The organism is Streptomyces sp. JJ36, assembly GCF_021696945.1.
Lineage (GTDB): Bacteria > Actinomycetota > Actinomycetes > Streptomycetales > Streptomycetaceae > Streptomyces.
In genome coordinates, this window is sequence record NZ_JACYHE010000041.1 from 23450 (window position 1) to 41392 (window position 17943).

The following is a 17943-nucleotide window of genomic DNA, read 5'->3' on the forward strand; positions in this document are numbered from 1 at the left end:
TGCCGATGAGTGCGCCGGCCGAGCCGCCTCGAAGAAGCCCTTTTCCGCGTACCGCGGAAACGCTCGCCGATCATTTCCGGGCCGTTTTCCAGGAGAAACCGGAGCAGTCCGCGTACACCTTTCTCCCCGGGCCCGGCGCCGACCCCCGCGCGCTGTCCAACGCCGACCTCGACCGCCGCGCGCGAGCCGTGGCCACCGCTCTGCGCGCCCACGCCGCCCCCGGCGACCGGGCGCTCGTCGTGTGCCCGCCCGGGCTGGACTACCTGACCGCCTTCCTGGGCTGCCTCTACGCCGGCGTCGCCGCCGTCCCCGTGCACCCGCCGGACCCGGTGCTGCTCAAGCGCACCCTGCCGCGCCTGGTCGGCGTGGTGGCCGACGCCCGGCCCGGCGTCGTGCTGGCCACCCGGGAGACCGCGGCGGTGGCCGGCGAACTGGCCCGGCACAGCGCCGCCTTCGCCGAACTGCCGTGGACCTGCGTCGACGCACTCGGCGCCGGGGACCCCGCCGGGGCGGCCGCCGACGCAGCCGTCTCCGCCGGCGCCTCGCCCGGCGCCCCGGACGCCCTGGACGCCCTGGCGGACGCCTGGCGGCGCCCGGAACTCGACGGCTCCGCTCTCGCCTTCCTCCAGTACACCTCGGGCTCGACCGGCCGCCCGAAGGGCGTGATGCTCTCCCACGCCAACCTGATCCACAATCTGCAGTGCATCAACGACCGGCTTTTCGGCAACGAGCCGGACACCCGCATGGTGAGCTGGCTGCCGCCCTATCACGACATGGGCCTGATCGGCGGCCTGCTGGCCCCCGCCTACGGCGCCTTCCCCACCGTCTTCCTCTCCCCGGTGGACTTCCTGAAGCAGCCGCTCCGCTGGCTGCGCGCGGTCGCCGAGCACCGGGCCACGGTGAGCGGCGCGCCCAACTTCGCCTACGAACTCTGCGTGACCCGCACCACCGAGGAGGAGCGCGCGGCGCTCGACCTGGGCGGCTGGCGGGTCGCGTTCAGCGGCGCCGAGCCGGTGCGCGAGCGCACCCTGCGGCGGTTCGCCGAGGCCTTCGCCCCCGCCGGCTTCCGGCACGAGGCCTTCCTGCCCTGCTACGGCCTCGCCGAGGCCACCCTGTGCGTCTCCGCCGGGCACCACGCCGCACCACCCGTGACCCGGAGCCTGGAGCCCGCCGCACTCGCCGACGACCGCGCGGTTGACGCGCGTCGACCCGAGGAGGGACGCAGCTACGCCGGCTGCGGTCACACCGTCGGCGGACAGGACCTGGCCGTCGTCGACCCGGAGACGCGTACCCGGCTGCCCGGCGGCCGGGTCGGCGAGATCTGGGTCAAGGGGCCCAGCGTCGCGGCCGGTTACTGGGAACGCCCGGAGGAGACCGCGGAGACCTTCGGCGCCCGGCTCGCGGACACCGGGGACGGCCCCTATCTGCGCACCGGCGACCTCGGTTTCCTCGACGGTGAGGAGCTCTTCGTCACCGGCCGGCGCAAGGACGTGCTCATCGTCGCCGGGCAGAACCACTACCCGCAGGACATCGAGCAGACCGTCGAGGAGTGCGATCCGGCGCTGCGCCCCGACAGCGGCGTCGCCTGCTCCTCCGAGGGTGCGGACGGCACCGAACACCTCGTGGTCCTGCACGAGATCACCGGGTTGCCGAGCGAGGAGGACGCGCAGCGGGTCTTCGCCGCCGTACGCGCCGCCGTCGCCGCCGAACACGGCCTTCAGGTGCAGGAGATCGGGCTGCTGCGCCGGGCGAGCATCCCGAAGACCTCCAGCGGCAAGCTGCAGCGCGCCGGCACCCTGGAGGCGTACCGGGCGGGCCGGCTCAAGGTCCTCGCCGCCTGGTCCGCCGCCTCCGGGGATGCGGCCGGTGCCGCGGCCTCGGGCCGCGGGGTACGCGCCCCCGCCGTCGGCGAGAGCGAAGGCGCCGAGCAGCCCGGCGCCCGCACCCCCGGCACGGCCGGGTCCGCCGCCACCGGCGACACCGCCGCGACCGGCGCCGACGGCGGCATGGCCGGGACGAGCGCCTCCGGCGAAGCAGGGGCCGGCGCCGACGGCGGCTCGGCCGGTTCCGCCGCCTCCGCCGGCACGGGGACAGGCCCCGGCGCCGCGCCGGGGGACGCCGAGCGGCTCCGCGCCGAACTGGAGCGCTGGCTCACCGGCACCGTCGCCGACCGGCTCGGCGTGCCCGCCGCCTCCGTCGACCCCCGGCAGCCGCTCGCCGGCTACGGCTTGCAGTCCGTCGACATGGTCGGCATCGCCGGCGCCCTGGAACAGCGGCTCGGGCGGTCCCTGCCGGCCACCCTGACCTGGGAGCACCCCACCATAGAGGCGCTGGCGGCCCATCTCGCCGGCACCGGCGGCCCCGCGGGGGCGGTCGCCGGCCCCTCCGTACCGGAGGCCCGCCCCGGCGTCACCCGCGGCAGTTCCTCGTCCGCGGCCTCCGGCACCCGCCAGGACGTCGCCGTCGTCGGCATCGGCTGCCGCTTCCCCGGCGGCGTCACCGGGCCCGCCGACTTCTGGCGGCTGCTGCGCGACGGCCGGGACGCCGTCACCCGGGTCCCCGCCGACCGCTGGGCTGCCGAGGACTATGTCGACGAGGACCCGTCCGTGCCCGGCCGGACCACCACCGCCTGGGGCGGCTTCGTGGACGGCATCGACCGCTTCGACGCGCGCTTCTTCGGCATCTCCGGCCACGAGGCCGCCCGGATGGACCCACAGCAGCGGCTGCTGGCCGAGGTCGCGTGGGAGGCGCTGGAGGACGCCGGGGTGCCCGCCGACCGGCTGGCCGGGTCGCCCACGGGGGTCTTCGTGGGCATCGCCACCAGCGACCACCTCCAGGCGCACCTGCGCGACCTGGACCGGATCGACGCCTACACCGGCACCGGCAACGCGTTCAGCATCGCGGCGAACCGCCTCTCCTACCTGCTGGACCTGCGCGGCCCCAGCATGGCGCTGGACACCGCCTGCTCCTCGTCCCTGGTCGCGGTGCACCAGGCGTGCCGCAGCCTGGCCCGCGGCGACTGCACGGTGGCGCTGGCCGGCGGCGTCAACGCCATCCTCTCGCCCGCCCTCGCCATCAACTTCAGCAAGGCCGGTGCCATGGCCGCCGACGGCCGCTGCAAGGCGTTCGACGCCCGCGCGGACGGCTATGTGCGCTCCGAGGGCGCCGGGATGGTCGTGCTCAAGCCGCTGGACCGGGCGCTGGCGGACGGGGACCCCGTCTACGCCGTCATCCGCGGCGGCTCCGTCAACCAGGACGGCCGCAGCAACGGCATCATGGCGCCCAACCCGCAGGCCCAGGAGGCGGTGCTGCGGGCCGCGTACGCCGACGCGGAGGTGGAGCCGCACCGTGTGCAGTACGTCGAGGCGCACGGCACCGGCACCCTGCTCGGCGACCCGATCGAGGCCAAGGCGCTCTCCGCGGTGCTGGCGCCCGGGCGCCCCGCGGACGCGCCCTGCCTGATCGGCTCGGTGAAGTCCAACCTGGGCCACCTGGAAGCGGCCGCCGGCATCGCCGGGCTGATCAAGGCCGCCCTGATGCTGCGGCACGGCACCGTTCCGCCGAGCCTCCATTTCGATCGTCCCAATCCCCACATACCGTTCGACAACCTCGCGGTGCGGGTCGCCGGCGAACTGCGGCCGTGGCCCGGGCACGACGGCCCCGCGCTGGCCGGGGTCAGCTCCTTCGGCTTCGGCGGCACCAACGCCCACCTCGTCCTCCAGGAACCCCCGCGGCCCGAGCCCGCGCCGCCCGCCGCGACCGGCCGCGCCGAACTGCTCACCCTCTCCGCCCGCGACCCGGAGGCGCTGCGCGAACTCGCCACCCGGCACGCCGACCGCCTCGACCGGCCGGGCGACCCCGCCGAACTCCCCGCGCTCGCCGCCGCCGGCGCCCTCCGCCGGGTCCACCACGAGCACCGGCTGGCCTGTACCGGTACCTCGCGGGCCGAGCTCGCCGCCGCGCTGCGCGCCTTCACCGCCGGCGAGGAGCACCCCGGCCTCGCGCACGGCGTCCGGCGCACCGGCCGCCGCCCCCGCCCGGTCTTCGTCTTCGCCGGGCAGGGCCCGCGCTGGTGGCCCGTCGCCCGCGACCTGCTGGAGGACGAACCGGCGTTCCGCGAGACGATCGAACGCTGCGCCGCCGTGCTCAGCGGGCTCACCGACTGGTGCCTGCGCGACCAGCTCACCGCCACCGGCGCGGACTCCCGGCTGGACGACCCGGCCGTCGGCCAGCCCGCGCTGTGCGCCGTACAGATCGCCCTGGCCGCGGTCTGGCGGTCCTGGGGCGTGGAGCCGGCGGCCGTGGTCGGCCACAGCGTCGGGGAGATCGCCGCCGCCCAGGTGGCGGGCGCCCTCGACCTCGCGGACGCCCTCCGCGTCGCCCTGCACCGCGGCCGCGTGATCCGGTCCGCCACCGGCAAGGGCCGGATGGCCGTCGCCGGTGTCCCGATGGAGGAGGCGGAGCGGCTGCTGGCCGAACGCACCGACGGGGACGTCTGGGTGGCCGCCGCCAACAGCCCCGGTCTCACGGTGCTCTCCGGCGAGGCCGCCGCCCTGGAACGGCTGGCCGAACGGCTGGACGCGGAGGGCGTCTTCAGCCGGGTGCTGGAGTCCGTCGGCTTTGCCTCCCACTGCCCCCTCATGGACCCGCTGCGGGACGAGCTGACCCGGCGGCTCGCCGGGCTGCACACCCGCGAAGGCGCGATCCCGCAGCTCTCCACCGTCACCGGGCGATTCCTGGAGGGCGGCACGGACGCGCACTACTGGGGCGAGAACCTGCGCTGCCCGGTGCTCTTCGACGGCGCCGTCGCCACCCTGGTCGAGGCCGGGCACGACGTCTTCGTGGAGATCTCCCCGCACCCGATGCTCGGCGACGCCGTCACCGAGCGGATGCGCCTGCAGGAGGCCGGCGGTGCCGTGGTGGCCTCCCTGCGCCGCGAGGAGCCGGGCCGCGCCACCCTCCTCGGCGAGCTCGGCAGGCTCTGGGCCGCCGGCCACCCCGTCGACTGGACCCGCCTGCACGGCCGTACGGTCCCCATGGCCGCGCTGCCGGCCTACCCCTGGCAGCGCGAACGCTTCCCGCTGGAGACCCCCGCGACCGCCGGCCCGGACGCCGCGGCGCGGACCCGGCACCGCGGGCACCCCGTGCTGCAGACGCCGGTGCGGTCCGCCACCGACCCCGGCACCCGCCTGTGGTGTGCCCGCGTCGACCTGACCGGTCACCCCTACCTCGGGGACCACCGGGTCGCCGGCGCCCCGGTGCTGCCGGCCGCCCTGGTCCTGGACGCGGCGCTGGCCGCCGCCCGCGAGACCCTGGGGGCGCCCCGCGCCGTGCTGGAGGACGTACGCCTGACCGGCGTGACCCTGGTTCCGGAGCAGGCGGCGGAGGACACCCTGCAACTGGTGCTGACCCCGGACGGCGCGGAGGACGGCGGGTTCCGGCTCTTCTCCCGCGGCGGGACCGCCCCGGACACCGCCGGCGCCCCGGACGGCCACGACTGGGCCGAGGTGGCCCACGGCCGCTACCGCACCGCCCCCGAGGAGACCGCCGCCGCACCCCTGGCGGACGCCCGGGCGCGCTGCCCCCGGCCGCTGGAGGGCCCCGCCCACTACGCCGCGCTGAGCGCCGCCGGGCTGGGCTACGGGCCCGCCTTCCAGGGGGTGGAACAGGCGTGGCGCGGCGACGGGGAGGCCGTCGCCCGGCTGCGGCGGCTGCCCGAACTCACCACCGACCGCGGGCGCTACGGAGTGCACCCGGTGCTGCTCGACGGCTGCCTGCAGGCCCTCGCGGCGGCGCTGCCCGGCCCGGCGGACGGCGCCGGCGACCCTGTTCAGACCGCCGGGGACGGCGACGAGGGCGGCACGGACGCCCGTACGCTGCGGGAGACCTGGCTGCCCGTCGGCGCCGCCCGCTTCACCCTCACCGAGGACGCCGGCGCGCCCTGCTGGGCCCACGCCGACCTGCGGGACCGCGAGCAGGACGCCGACGAGATCCGCGGCGGGCGGGTGCTGCTCTACGACGCGGACGGCCGGCTCGCCGGCGAGGTCGCCGGCCTCACGCTGCACCGCCTCGACGGCGACCGCGACCGGGACCGCACCGGCGAGGCGCTGCTGGTCCCGGAGTGGCGGGAGGCGGGGCCTGCCGGCACCACCCTGCCCGAGGACACTGCGGAACAGGCCACCGGCCGCTGGCTGCTGCTGCTCCCGGAGGAACCGGAGTCCCCCGCGGCCCCGGCGTCCGCGCAGGACCCCGGCACGGCCGGCGACCCGCTGCCGGCCCGGGTGCGGGCCGCACTCGACGCCCGCGGGGCCCGGTCCGTCACCGTCGTCCCCGGGGACGGGTACCGCCGCCTCGCCGCCGGGCGCTACCAGCTCGACCCCGCCCGCCCCGAGGACTTCGCCGCCCTCCTCGCCGAACTCGGCGAACTCGACGACACCCCCTGGGCCGGTGTGCTGCACGCCTGGAACCTCGGCCTCGCCCTCGGCGACGGGGACCCCGGGCATGGCGCCGGCGAGGAGGCCCGCCGGCAGGCCGCCGGGCAGGACGGACCGGACCCGGCGGCCGCCGAGGCGGCCTGGGACCGGGCGCAGGACCTCGGCACCGTCTCCCTGCTCCACCTCGTGCAGGCCCTGGCCCGGCACCCGTGGACCGCGTCCCCGCCCCCGCTGGCCGTGGTCACCCGCGGCGCGCAGCCCGTGGGCGGCGGTGCGGCCGCCGGGCCGGCGCCGGACCCCGCGCAGGCCGCGGTCTGGGGCCTCGCCCGGGTCGCCGCCCAGGAGCACGCCGAACTCCGGCCGCTCGCCGTGGACCTGGACCCCGAACCCGCCCCCGGCGAGGCGGAGTCCCTGCTCGCCGAGGTGCTGCGCCCCGCACGGGGCGACCAGCTCGCGCTGCGCGGCGGCACCCGCCACACCCCCGCGCTCACCCCGTGGGACGCCGCCGGGGCCGCCGCCGCACCCTGGCCGCGGCGCCGGTACGAGCCGGAGCGCGACGGCAACCACCGGCTGCTCGCCGAACGCCCCGGCATCCTCGGCAGCCTCACCCCGACGGTCCGGGAACGCCCCGTGCCGGGACCCGGCGAGGTGCAGATCGAGGTCGCCGCCGCCGGGCTCAACTTCAGCGACGTGCTCAAGGCCATGGACGTCTGTCCCGGGGTGCCGCCCGGCATCACCCCGCTCGGTGCCGAGTGCGCCGGCCGGGTGGCGGCGGTCGGGGAGGGCGTCGACCGGTTCCGGCCGGGGGACCGGGTGATGGCCGTGGCCCCCTCCGCCCTGGCCGCGTACGCCACCACCGCCCAGGAACTCGTCGCGCCCTGCCCGGAGGGGCTGACCGACGAGCAGGCCGCTGCGCTGCCCATCGCCTTCCTCACCGTGGTCTACGGGCTGGAGCGGCTCGCCCGGCTCGGCCCTGGCGAGTCGGTGCTCGTCCACTCCGCCACCGGCGGCGTGGGGCTCGCCGCCCTCCAGGTCGCCCGGCGCAACGGCGCCGAGGTGTACGCCACCGCCGGCACCGAGGAGAAGCGCGCGCTGCTCCGCTCGCTGGGCGTCCGGCACGTGATGGACTCCCGCTCGCTGGACTTCGCCGACCAGGTCGCGGAGGCCACCGGCGGCCGCGGCGTCGACGTGGTGCTCAACTCGTTGACGGGCGAGGCGCTGCGGCGCAGCCTGGGGCTGCTCGCCCCCGGCGGGCGCTTCGTGGAGATCGGCAAGCAGGACGTCTACGCGGACTCCGGCCTCGGGCTGCACGCCCTGCGCGGCAACCGTTCCTTCCTCGCCGTCGACCTGGAACAGACCATCGCCGAACGGCACGACCTGATCGCACTGCTCTTCGCGGAGGTGGGCGAGGGTTTCGCGCGCGGCGACTTCTCGGCGCTGCCGGTCACCCCCTTCGGGGGCGGCGAGGCCCAGGCGGCCTTCACCCATATGGCGCAGGCCCGGCACACCGGCAAGATCGTGCTGCGGACCGGCGAGGCGGACACCGTCGCGGTCCGTCCCGACGAGCGCCGCATCCGGCCGGAGGCGAGCTACCTGATCACCGGCGGGCTGGGCGCGCTCGGCCTGGAGACCGCGCGCCACCTCGCGGACCGCGGCGCCCGGCACCTGGTGCTGCTCGGCCGCAGCGCTCCCTCCGCGGACGCCGAGAAGGCCCTGGCCGCACTGCGCGAGCGCGGCCTGCGCGTCACCGTGCACCGTGCCGACCTGGGCCGGGCGGCGGAGGTGGCGGCGCTGCTGGACCTCTTCGGCACCGAACTGCCGCCGCTGGCGGGCGTGGTGCACGCCGCGGGCGTCCTGGACGACGGGCTGCTGCTGAGCCAGGACCGGGACCGGTTCCGCGCCGTCGCCGCCGCCAAGGCGGCCGGCGCCTGGCACCTGCACCGCGGAACCCTGGCCCGCGGCACGGAGCTGGACTTCTTCGTCCTCTACTCCTCCGCCGCCGCCCTGCTCGGCTCCTCCGGGCAGGCCAACTACGCGGCCGCCAACGCCTTCCTGGACGGCCTGGCCCGGCACCGGCGGGCGCGCGGGCTGCCCGCCCAGAGCATCGACTGGGGCCCCTGGACCCAGGCCGGTCTGGCGGCCCGCCCGGACCGCGGCGGGGCGCTCGAGGAACGCGGCGTGCTGGGCATCGACCCGGCGGACGGCGTCGCGGCCCTGGACCGGCTGCTGGACTCGCCGGCCGCGCAGGCCGCCGTCCTGCCGCTGGACCGGGCGCGGCTCGCCGAGTCCGCCGCGGCCGGGCTGCTGCCCCCGCTGCTCGCCGCCCTCGCGGCGCCCGCGGGCGGGACCGCGGACGGCGGTCCCGGCACCGGGGACGGCACCGGGGCCGGCTTCCGGGAGACGCTGCTCGCCGAGCCGCCCGGGCGGCGCCGCCGCGCGGCGCTCGTACGGCACTGCACGGCCGCGGTGGCGCGGGTGCTCTCCCTGGAGGAGGCGCAGGTCGACACCGCGGCGCCGCTGGGCGGCATGGGGTTCGACTCGCTGATGTCGCTCGAACTCCGGAAGCGGCTGGAGAGTTCGCTCGGGGTGGAGCTGCCCGCGACCTTCGTGTGGCGCTTCCCGACCGTCGAGGCGATGGCTCCCTTCCTCGCCGAGCGCATGGGCGTCCCCCTCGACGAGGAGCCCGGTGCCGCGCCCGGGGACGGGTCCGCGCCGGGCGCCGGTGCGGGCCCGCCCGCTGCGGCCCGGGGCGGGAGCGCGGCCGGACCGGCCGGCGCGGGGCAGGGGGCGGCACCGGCCGCCGGGGGCCCTGCCGGAGCGGGCGCCGGGTTCCGCACGGGGCCGGCACAGGCCCCCCACGGCCCCGGGGCGCACGCGTCCACCGCGCCGGGCACCGCCGCGGGCGCCCCCGCACCCCCGGCCACCGGAGACGAGGCGGCCGGGGAGGCCGCGGCGCTGGACGGGCTGTCCGACGGCGAGGTCGAGGCGTTGCTGCTGGCCAAGCTGACCGAGTTCGACGAAGGGCGGGACGACGCATGACCTCGCACGAGCAGGCGCAGACCGCGGGAGCGACCCTCCGGCGCGCGTACCTGGCCGTGGAGCGGATGCAGCGGCGCGTGGACGAGCTGGAGGGCGCCGCCTCCGAACCGGTGGCGCTCATCGGCCTCGGCTGCCGCTTCCCCGGCGGCGTCACCGACGCCGACTCCTACTGGGAGCTGCTGGCCAAGGGCACCGACGCGATCCAGGAGATCCCCGCGGACCGCTGGGACGCCGAGGCCTTCCACGCCGAGGCGCACGGCACGCCCGGCCGGATGAGCACCCGGTACGGCGGCTTCCTCGACCGGGTGGACACCTTCGACCACGAGTTCTTCGGCATCTCGCGCCGCGAGGCCGTCGCCATGGACCCGCAGCAGCGGCTGGCGCTGGAGGTCACCTGGGAGGCGCTGGAGAACGCGGGCCGGGCGCCGGGCGCCCTGGCGGGCAGCCGCACCGGGGTCTTCCTCGGGGTGTGCAGCAACGACTTCGCCACCCGCACCCTGCGCGACCCGCTGGACGCGACGGCGTACGCCAGCACCGGCACCGCGCACAGCGTCGTCCCCGGCCGCATCTCCTACACGCTGGACCTGCGCGGCCCCAGCGTCGCCGTGGACAGCGCCTGTTCCGCCTCCCTGGTCGCCGTGCACCAGGCGTGTCAGGCGCTCCGCGCCGGCGAGTGCGACCTCGCCGTGGGCGGCGGCGTGAACGTCATCCTCTCGCCGATCCCGAGCATCGCCTTCTCCCAGTTCCCCGGCATGGTCGCCCCCGACGGCCGGTGCAAGACCTTCGACGCCTCCGCCGACGGCTACGTACGCGGCGAGGGCTGCGGGATCGTCGTCCTCAAGCGGCTCTCGGACGCGCTGCGGGACCGGGACGCGATCCTGGCCGTGGTCCGCGGCGGCGCCGTGAACCAGGACGGCCGCAGCTCCGGCATCACCGCGCCCAACGGCGCCGCCCAGCGCGACGTGCTGCGCCGGGCGCTGCGCGCGGCCCGGGTCGCGCCGGAGCAGGTCTCGTACGTCGAGGCGCACGGCACCGGCACCACCCTCGGCGACCCGATCGAGGTCGACGCGCTGGCGGACGTCTACGGACGGCCCGAGGGAGAGCCGTTCTACCTGGGCTCCTCGAAGACCAACATCGGCCACCTGGAGGCCGCCTCCGGCATCGCGGGGCTGATCAAGGCGGCGCTCTGCGTGCAGCGCGCCGCGATCCCGCAGAACGTCCACTTCACCGCCCTCAACCCGCACCTCTCCTTCGACGGCACCACCTTCGCGGTGCCCACCGAACTCACGCCCTGGCCCGCCCGGAAGGGGCCGCGCACGGCCGGCGTCAGCAGCTTCGGCTTCAGCGGCACCAACGTGCACCTGCTGGTGGAGCAGCCCCCGGACCCCGCGGAGACCGCGGCGGGCGGCGCGGAAGCCGCCGGCACGACGGCGGACCGGGCGGGCACCACGGTGGACGGGGCGGCGGACGGGACCGGTGCCGACGCGCGGACGCCCGCCCCGCTCACCCTCTCCGCCAGGACCGGCACCGCCCTGGTCGCCCTCGCGGAGCGGTTCCGGGAGCGGCTGGCCACCGGCCCGGAGACGGACCCGGCCGACGTCTGCTGGTCCGCCGCCACCGGCCGCGGCCACTTCCGGCACCGGCTGGCCGCCGTGGGCGGCAGCACCGCCGAACTCGCCGGCCGGCTGGAGGACTTCCTCACCGGCCGCCCCGCTCCCGGCCTCGCCGACGGCACCGCCGCGCCCTCCGGCGGCCCGGACGACCCGTCCGACGTGGTCTTCCTCTTCCCCGGCGAGCTGTCCGGCCTCCCCGGCGCCACCCCCCGGCCGGGCACCGCCCGGCGGCTCCGCGCCACCGAACCGGTCTTCCGCGCGGCGCTCGACCGGTGCGCGGAACCGCTGGGACCGCACCTGGACGGTGCGGACCTGCCGGACGCGCTGCACGCCGACCGCCCCGAGGTGGCCCAGCCCGCCCTGTTCGCCGTCTCCTACGCGCTCTCCGAACTCTGGCGTTCCTGGGGCGTGGAGCCGGCAGCCGTGCTGGGGCACGGCTGCGGCGAGCTGGCCGCGGCCTGCTGCGCGGGCGTGCTCAGCCCGGAGGACGGGATGCGGCTGACCGCCGAGCGCGCCCGGCTGCCGGAGGGCACCCCGGGCGCGGCCGTCGCCGCAATCCGCGCGCCCGAGACGGAGGTCGCCCGGGCGCTCGACGGGCGCGGCGGGCGGGTGTCCGTCGCGGCCGTGGACGGCCCGGAGGCCACCGTGATCGCCGGCGCGCCGGAGGACGTCACCGCCCTGTGCGAGGAGTTCACCGGGCGCGGCGTACGGGCCGTGCGGCTGCCCGGCGCGGCCGTCGCCCACGCGCCGTCCGGGCCGGCGCCCGAACCGCTGCGGCGCGCCGCCGAGTCCGTACGGCACGCCCCGCCGCGCATCCCGCTGGTGGCCACCCTGGACGGACGGCTGTGGCCGCGGGACCAGGCACCCGACGCCGACTACTGGTGCCGGCACGCCGCCCGCCCGGTGCGCTTCGCCGACGGCCTCGCCACCCTTCGCGAGGCCGGCCACCGCACCTTCCTGGAGACCGGCCCCTGGGCCACCCTGCCCGCCGTGGCGGGCCGTACGCTGCCCGCCGGCACCCTGCTGCTGCCCAGCCTGCGGCCCGGCCAGGAGGACCGGGAGGTGCTGCTGGACTCGCTGGCCCGGCTCTACGCGCGGGGTGCGGAGATCGACTGGGAGGCCGTCACCGGCGGGACCGGGCGCCGGCGGGTGCCGCTGCCCGCGTACCCCTTCGCGCCCACCGTGTGCCCGCTGGAGCCCGTACCGGCCGGTGCCGCGGCCCCCGCCGCGTCCCCGCCGGAGACCGCCGGGGACGCCGCGGGTGCCGAGGCCGCCGAGGACCCCGCGTTCCCGGACGAGGAGCTGCTCCACGAGCCGGTGTGGGAGCGCGCCGGCGCTCCGGCGGCCGGCGCCGGGGAGGACGTGACCGGCGTGCCGGCCGTCCGGAGCTGGCTGGTGCTCGCCGACGCCGCGGGCGTCGGCGACCGGTTCGCCGCGCTGCTGGAGCAGCGCGGCGAACGCTGCGCCCGGGTCGCGGCGGGGGAGGCCGCGGCCCGGGACGCGGCGGCGCTGCACCGGCTCGTCGACGGGCTGGACCTGCCGGAGGACGCCGCCCTGGAGGTCGTCCACCTCCGCGCCCTGGACTCCGCCGACGACGCGACGGGCCGGGACGCCTGCCTGAGCGCCGTGCAGGCCGTCCAGGCGCTGGCGAAGGCCCGCGACCTCGGTGCGGCCCGGCTGTGGCTGGTCACCCGCGGCGCGATGCGGACCGGCCCGGAGGACCCGGCGCCGTCGCCCGCGCAGGCCGCCCTCTGGGGCCTGGGCCGTTCGCTCCAGCAGGAGCATCTGGGGCTGTGGGGCGGGCTGGTCGACCTCGACCCGCGGGAGGACCCGGCGACCCAGGCGGACCGCCTGCTCGCGGTGCTGGACGACCCCGGCACCCCGCCCGGCACCGGCTCCGGTGCCGCCGGGAGCCGCGAGGACCAGCTCGCGCTCCGCGGACCGCACCGGTACGTCGCCCGGCTCGCCCGCGGTGAACTCCCCGTCGCCGCCGGCCCGGAGGCCGGCTGGCGCCCGGACGCGGCCTATCTGCTCACCGGCGGCCTCGGCGGCCTCGGCCTCGCCCTGGCCCGCTCGATGGCGCAGGCCGGCGCCTGCCGCCTGGTGCTCACCGGCCGCACCGGGCTGCCGCCGCGCGAGACCTGGGCGGACCTGGACCCCGGCTCGCCCGAGGGACGCCGGGTCGCGGCCGTACGCGACCTGGAGGCGCTGGGCGCGAGCGTCACCGTGGCGGCGCTGGACGTCGCCGACGAGACGGCGATGCGGGAGTTCCTGGAGCGGTACGAACGGGAGGCCCGCCCACCGATCCGCGGTGTGGTGCACGCCGCGGGCGTCGGCGAGGCGCAACCCGTGCTGGAACTGGACGCCGCCGCGCTGGACCGGCAGCTCGGCGCCAAGGCGGCCGGCGCCCGGGTGCTGGACCGGCTCTTCGACGCCACCCGGCCGCTGGACTTCCTCGTCCTGTGCTCCTCCGCCGCCTCCGTGCTCAGCTCCCCGTTCACCGCGGGATACGCGGCCGCCAACGCCTTCCTGGACGCCCTCGCCCAGCACCGGCGCGCCACCGGCCGCCCCGCCCTCAGCGTCAACTGGGGCATCTGGCGGGACACCGGGATGGCCGCCCGCGGGGCCGGGGAGACGCCCGGACTCAGCGCCGGCATGGGCACCCTGCCGCCCCGGCAGGCGCTGCGGCTCTTCCACCGGCTGCTGCGCCACGAGGAAGGGCAGGCCGCGGTGCTGCCGGTGGACTGGTCCGCCTGGGGCCGGCGCTACCGGGAGATCTCCGGCTCGCGGCTGCTGGACCGGCTGCTCACCGAGGACCCTGCGGACGGAGCCGGCCGCCCCGCGGCGGGCGCCGCGGACGCGCTGCCCTCCCGCGAGGAACTGCTGGCCCTCTCCGGGGACGCCCGCGCGGAGCTGCTCACCGAGCGGCTGCGGGGCTCGATCGCGGCCGTGCTGCGCGCCGGGCCGGACGCCGTGGGTCCCGACCAGTCGCTCTACGGCCTCGGCCTGGACTCGCTGATGGCCGTCGAGGCGCGGAACGAGATCGAGCGGCGCACCGGCGTGTTCCTGCCCATCTCGGTCTTCCTCGGCGGCGCCTCCGTACGGGACCTGGCCGGGGAGATCGTCACCCGGCTCGCCCAGGAGGCGGCCGGGAAGGACGGCGAGGACGGCGGGGACACCGGGCAGGCGCCCGGCGCCGCGGGAATCCGGCGGGTCGAGCGCTCCGAGGACGCGCTGGCCCGGCAGTTGCTGGAGGAGCTGGAGCGAGACGAGGAGCCGGCCGAATGACCGAGACCAGCGCACTCGAGGAGCGGCTGGCCGCCCTGCCGCCGCACAAGCGCGAGGAGTTCCGGCGGCTGCTGAGGGAGCGGCAGGCGCAGCAGCCGGTGGAGAACACCTTCCCGCTCTCCGTGACCCAGCAGGGCATGTGGTTCCTGGAACAGCTCCGGCCGCACAACCCGGCGTACGTCATCCCGGCCGCCGCCCGCATCCGCGGCCCGCTGGACACGGCGGTGCTGCGGGACGCGGTCAACGAGATCGTGCGGCGGCACGAGGCGCTGCGCACCGTCTTCCGGCAGCGCGACGGCGACCCCGTGCAGGCCGTACGGCCCGCGCTGAGCCTGGACATCCCCGAGACCGACCTGCGGGGCGCCGGCGGCCCGGACGCCCCCGAGGTGCGGCGGCGCATCGCCGACGCCGTGGCCGAGCCCTTCGACCTGTCCGCCGGGCCGCTGCTGCGGATGCGCCTGCTGCGCACCGGCGAGCAGGAGTACGTCCTGGTCGTCGCCCTGCACCACCTGGTGGCCGACGGCTGGTCGGTGCGGGTGCTGCTCACCGAACTCTCCGCGCTCTACGCGGCCTTCGCCGCCGGGCAGCCCTCCCCGCTGCCCGAACCGAAGATCCAGTACGGCGACTTCGCGAGCTGGCAGCAGCACACCCTGGCCAAGGAGCCGCCCACCGAGGACCTGGCGTACTGGCGGGACCATCTGGCCGGGGCGCCCGACGCGCTCGCCCTGCACACCGACCGGCCACGCCCCGCCGTACAGGGATTCCGCGGCGGCTCCGTGCCGTTCGCGCTGCCACCGGAGCTGATGCGCCGCCTCACCGAGCTCGGCGCCGGCCGCAAGGCCACCCCGTACATGGCGCTGCTCGCCGCCTTCGCCGTGCTGCTGCACCGCCGCACCGGTCAGGAGGACGTGGTGGTGGGCGTGCCCACCGCCGGCCGGGGCCGCGCCGAACTGGAGCCGCTGATCGGCTTCTTCGTCAACACCCTGCCGGTGCGGGCCGCACTCGGCGGCGACCCCGACTTCCACCGGGTGCTGGAGCGGGTGCGGGACGCCTGTCTGGGGGCGTACGCACACGAACAGGTGCCGTTCGAGAAGGTGGTGGAGGAGCTGCGGCCGCCGCGCGACCTCAGCCGGCCGCCGGTCTTCCAGGTGAGCCTCTCCTACCAGGCCGACCCGATGCCCGCGCTCTCCGTCGCCGGCATCGAGTTCACCCGGCTCGCGCTGCGCGCCGAGGGCGCCCGCTTCGACCTGGAGCTCCAGTTCTTCGCCGAGCAGGACGGCGGGGTCGGCGGCTGGTTCGAGTACGACCGCGACCTGTTCGACGAGTCGACCGTCGCCGGGATGGCCCGCCGGCTGCGGCGCGTGGTGGAACGGGTGGTGGCCGAGCCGGACCGGCCGGTCGCCGCACTGGAACTGCTGGACGACGCCGAGCGGGAGGCAGTGCTCGCCGCCGGGCGCGGCCCGGAGCGGGAGTGGCCCGGCGAGGGCTGGATCCACGAGCGCGTCGCCGCCTGCGCCCGCCGTACCCCGGACGCCGAGGCGGTGCGCTTCGAGGGCGGCAGCCTGAGCTATGCCGAACTCGACCGCCGCGCCGGCCGGCTGGCGCACCGGCTGCGCGACCGCGGCGTCGGCCCGGACGTGCTGGTCGGCGTCTGCATGGAGCGGTCGCCGGAGCTGGTGGTGAGCCTGCTGGCGGTGCTGAAGGCGGGCGGCGCCTATGTGCCGCTGGACCCGGCGCTGCCGGCCGCGCGCCTGGACCACCTGCTGCGCGACACCGACCCGCCGGTGGTCCTCACCCAGCGACGGCTGCGGGAACGGCTGCCCGCGACCACGGCCGAGGTGCTGTGCGTGGCCGGCCCGGCCGCCGGCACCGACGACGCCTCCGTCCCGGCCGCCCCGGGCGGCGCCGCCGGCGGGGGAACCCGCTCCCCGGACCTCGGGCCCGAGCACCCGGACGACCTCGGGCCCGAGCCTCACCCCGGCGCCGCGGCCGGCCCCGGGGCGGCCACCGCCCCGGAGGCCGCCGCGGACGCCGGTCCGGACACAGACCCGGACACAGACCCGGACACAGACCCGGACACAGGCCCGGACGCCGGCCCCCGGGTGCCGGTCGGCGGCGAGCACCTCGCCTACGTCATCCACACCTCCGGCTCCACCGGCGAACCCAAGGGCGTGATGAACGTCCACGCCGCCATCCTCAACCGGCTGCTGTGGATGCAGGACGCCTACGGCCTCGGCCCCGGCGACCGGGTGCTGCAGAAGACCCCGTACTCCTTCGACGTCTCCGTCTGGGAGTTCTTCTGGCCGCTGATCAGCGGGGCCACGCTGGTGGTGGCCCGCCCCGAGGGGCACAAGGACGGCCGCTACCTGCTGGAGACCATCCGCCGCGAGTCCGTCACCACCGTCCACTTCGTGCCCTCGATGCTCCAGGTCTTCCTGGAACAGGACGGCGTGGAGGAGTGCACCTCGCTCCGCCGGGTGATCTGCAGCGGGGAGGCGCTGCCCCGCGACCTCCAGGACCGCTTCCACGCCCGCAGCCGTGCCGAGCTGCACAACCTCTACGGCCCCACCGAGGCCGCCGTCGACGTCACCGCCTGGGCCTGCCGCCGGGACGCGGAACCCGGCCCGGTGCCCATCGGCCACCCCATCACCAACGTCCGCCTCTACGTGCTGGACGCGCGCGGGCGACCGGTGCCGGACGGCGTGCCCGGCGAACTGCACCTGGCCGGGCGCTGCCTGGCCCGCGGCTACCTGAACCGGCCGGAGCTGACCGCCGAACGCTTCCCCCGGGACCCCTTCGCCGGCGAGGCGGCCGGACCCGGCGCCCGGATGTACCGCACCGGCGACCTGGTGTGCCGGCGGGCGGACGGCGCACTGGAGTACCTGGGCCGCCTGGACCACCAGGTGAAGCTGCGCGGCTTCCGCATCGAACTCGGCGAGATCGAGGCCGTGCTCGCCGCTCACCCGGCGGTGCGGGAGGCGGTGGTGGCGGCGCACGGCGCCGGCACCGGCGACGCCTTCCTCGCCGCCTACGTCACCGGTGACGCCCTGCCGGACGCCGACGCGCTCGCCGGGCATCTGCGGGAGCGGCTGCCGGAGTACATGGTGCCCGCCGCGTTCGTCCCGCTGGAGCGGCTGCCGCTGACCTCCAACGGCAAGACCGACCGGGCGGCGCTGCCCGTCCCCGCCCGCCGTCCCGCGGCGTCCCGCACCGCCTACGCCGCGCCCCGGGACGACCTGGAACGGACGCTCGCCGCCCTCTGGCGCGACGTGCTGGACGCGGAACGCGTCGGCAGGGACGACAACTTCTTCGACCTCGGCGGCCACTCCCTGCTGATGGCCCGGGTGCAGGCGGCGCTCGCCGCCGAACACGGGGTGGAGGTGTCCATGGTGGAGCTCTTCCAGTACCCCACCGTCGGCTCGCTCGCCGCTCACCTCGACCGCGCCGCGGGCGGTGGTGGCGAACGCGCCCTCGGCGGCCGGAGCCGGGCCGAGGCCCGCCGCCGCACACAGGACCGACGACAGGCCGCGGCCGCGCGCCGGGCACGCTCACGGAACGGTAGGTGATCT

General features: G+C 77.5%; 3 protein-coding genes. All 3 read left to right on the top strand.

Annotated features, from left to right (window positions below; all coding sequences use genetic code 11):
* Window positions 1-5: 5 nt before the first annotated feature.
* Genes HOY81_RS16670 through HOY81_RS16680 form a run of 3 tightly spaced genes read left to right on the top strand, consistent with a single transcriptional unit; the run spans window position 6 to window position 17940 of the window.
* Window positions 6-9473, top strand: a complete 9468-nt coding sequence (locus tag HOY81_RS16670) for a type I polyketide synthase (protein ID WP_272892910.1) — start codon at window positions 6-8, stop codon at window positions 9471-9473.
* Entirely contained in the window at window positions 9470-14374 is a 4905-nt protein-coding gene (locus HOY81_RS16675) for a type I polyketide synthase (protein ID WP_237321214.1), read from the top strand. Before HOY81_RS16670 ends, HOY81_RS16675 begins: the two co-directional genes overlap by 4 nt.
* Window positions 14371-17940 carry an amino acid adenylation domain-containing protein gene (locus tag HOY81_RS16680; protein WP_237321215.1) on the top strand — a complete coding sequence of 1190 codons (3570 nt, stop codon included), beginning with the start codon at window positions 14371-14373 and terminating at the stop codon, window positions 17938-17940. Before HOY81_RS16675 ends, HOY81_RS16680 begins: the two co-directional genes overlap by 4 nt.
* Window positions 17941-17943 lie beyond the last annotated feature (3 nt).

What these genes read in the sequence shown, in the direction of transcription:
- HOY81_RS16670 (WP_272892910.1), top strand. Translation starts at nt 6, where the DNA reads ATGAGTGCGCCGGCCGAGCCGCCTCGAAGAAGCCCTTTTCCGCGTACC.
- HOY81_RS16675 (WP_237321214.1), top strand. Translation starts at nt 9,470, where the DNA reads ATGACCTCGCACGAGCAGGCGCAGACCGCGGGAGCGACCCTCCGGCGC.
- HOY81_RS16680 (WP_237321215.1), top strand. Translation starts at nt 14,371, where the DNA reads ATGACCGAGACCAGCGCACTCGAGGAGCGGCTGGCCGCCCTGCCGCCG.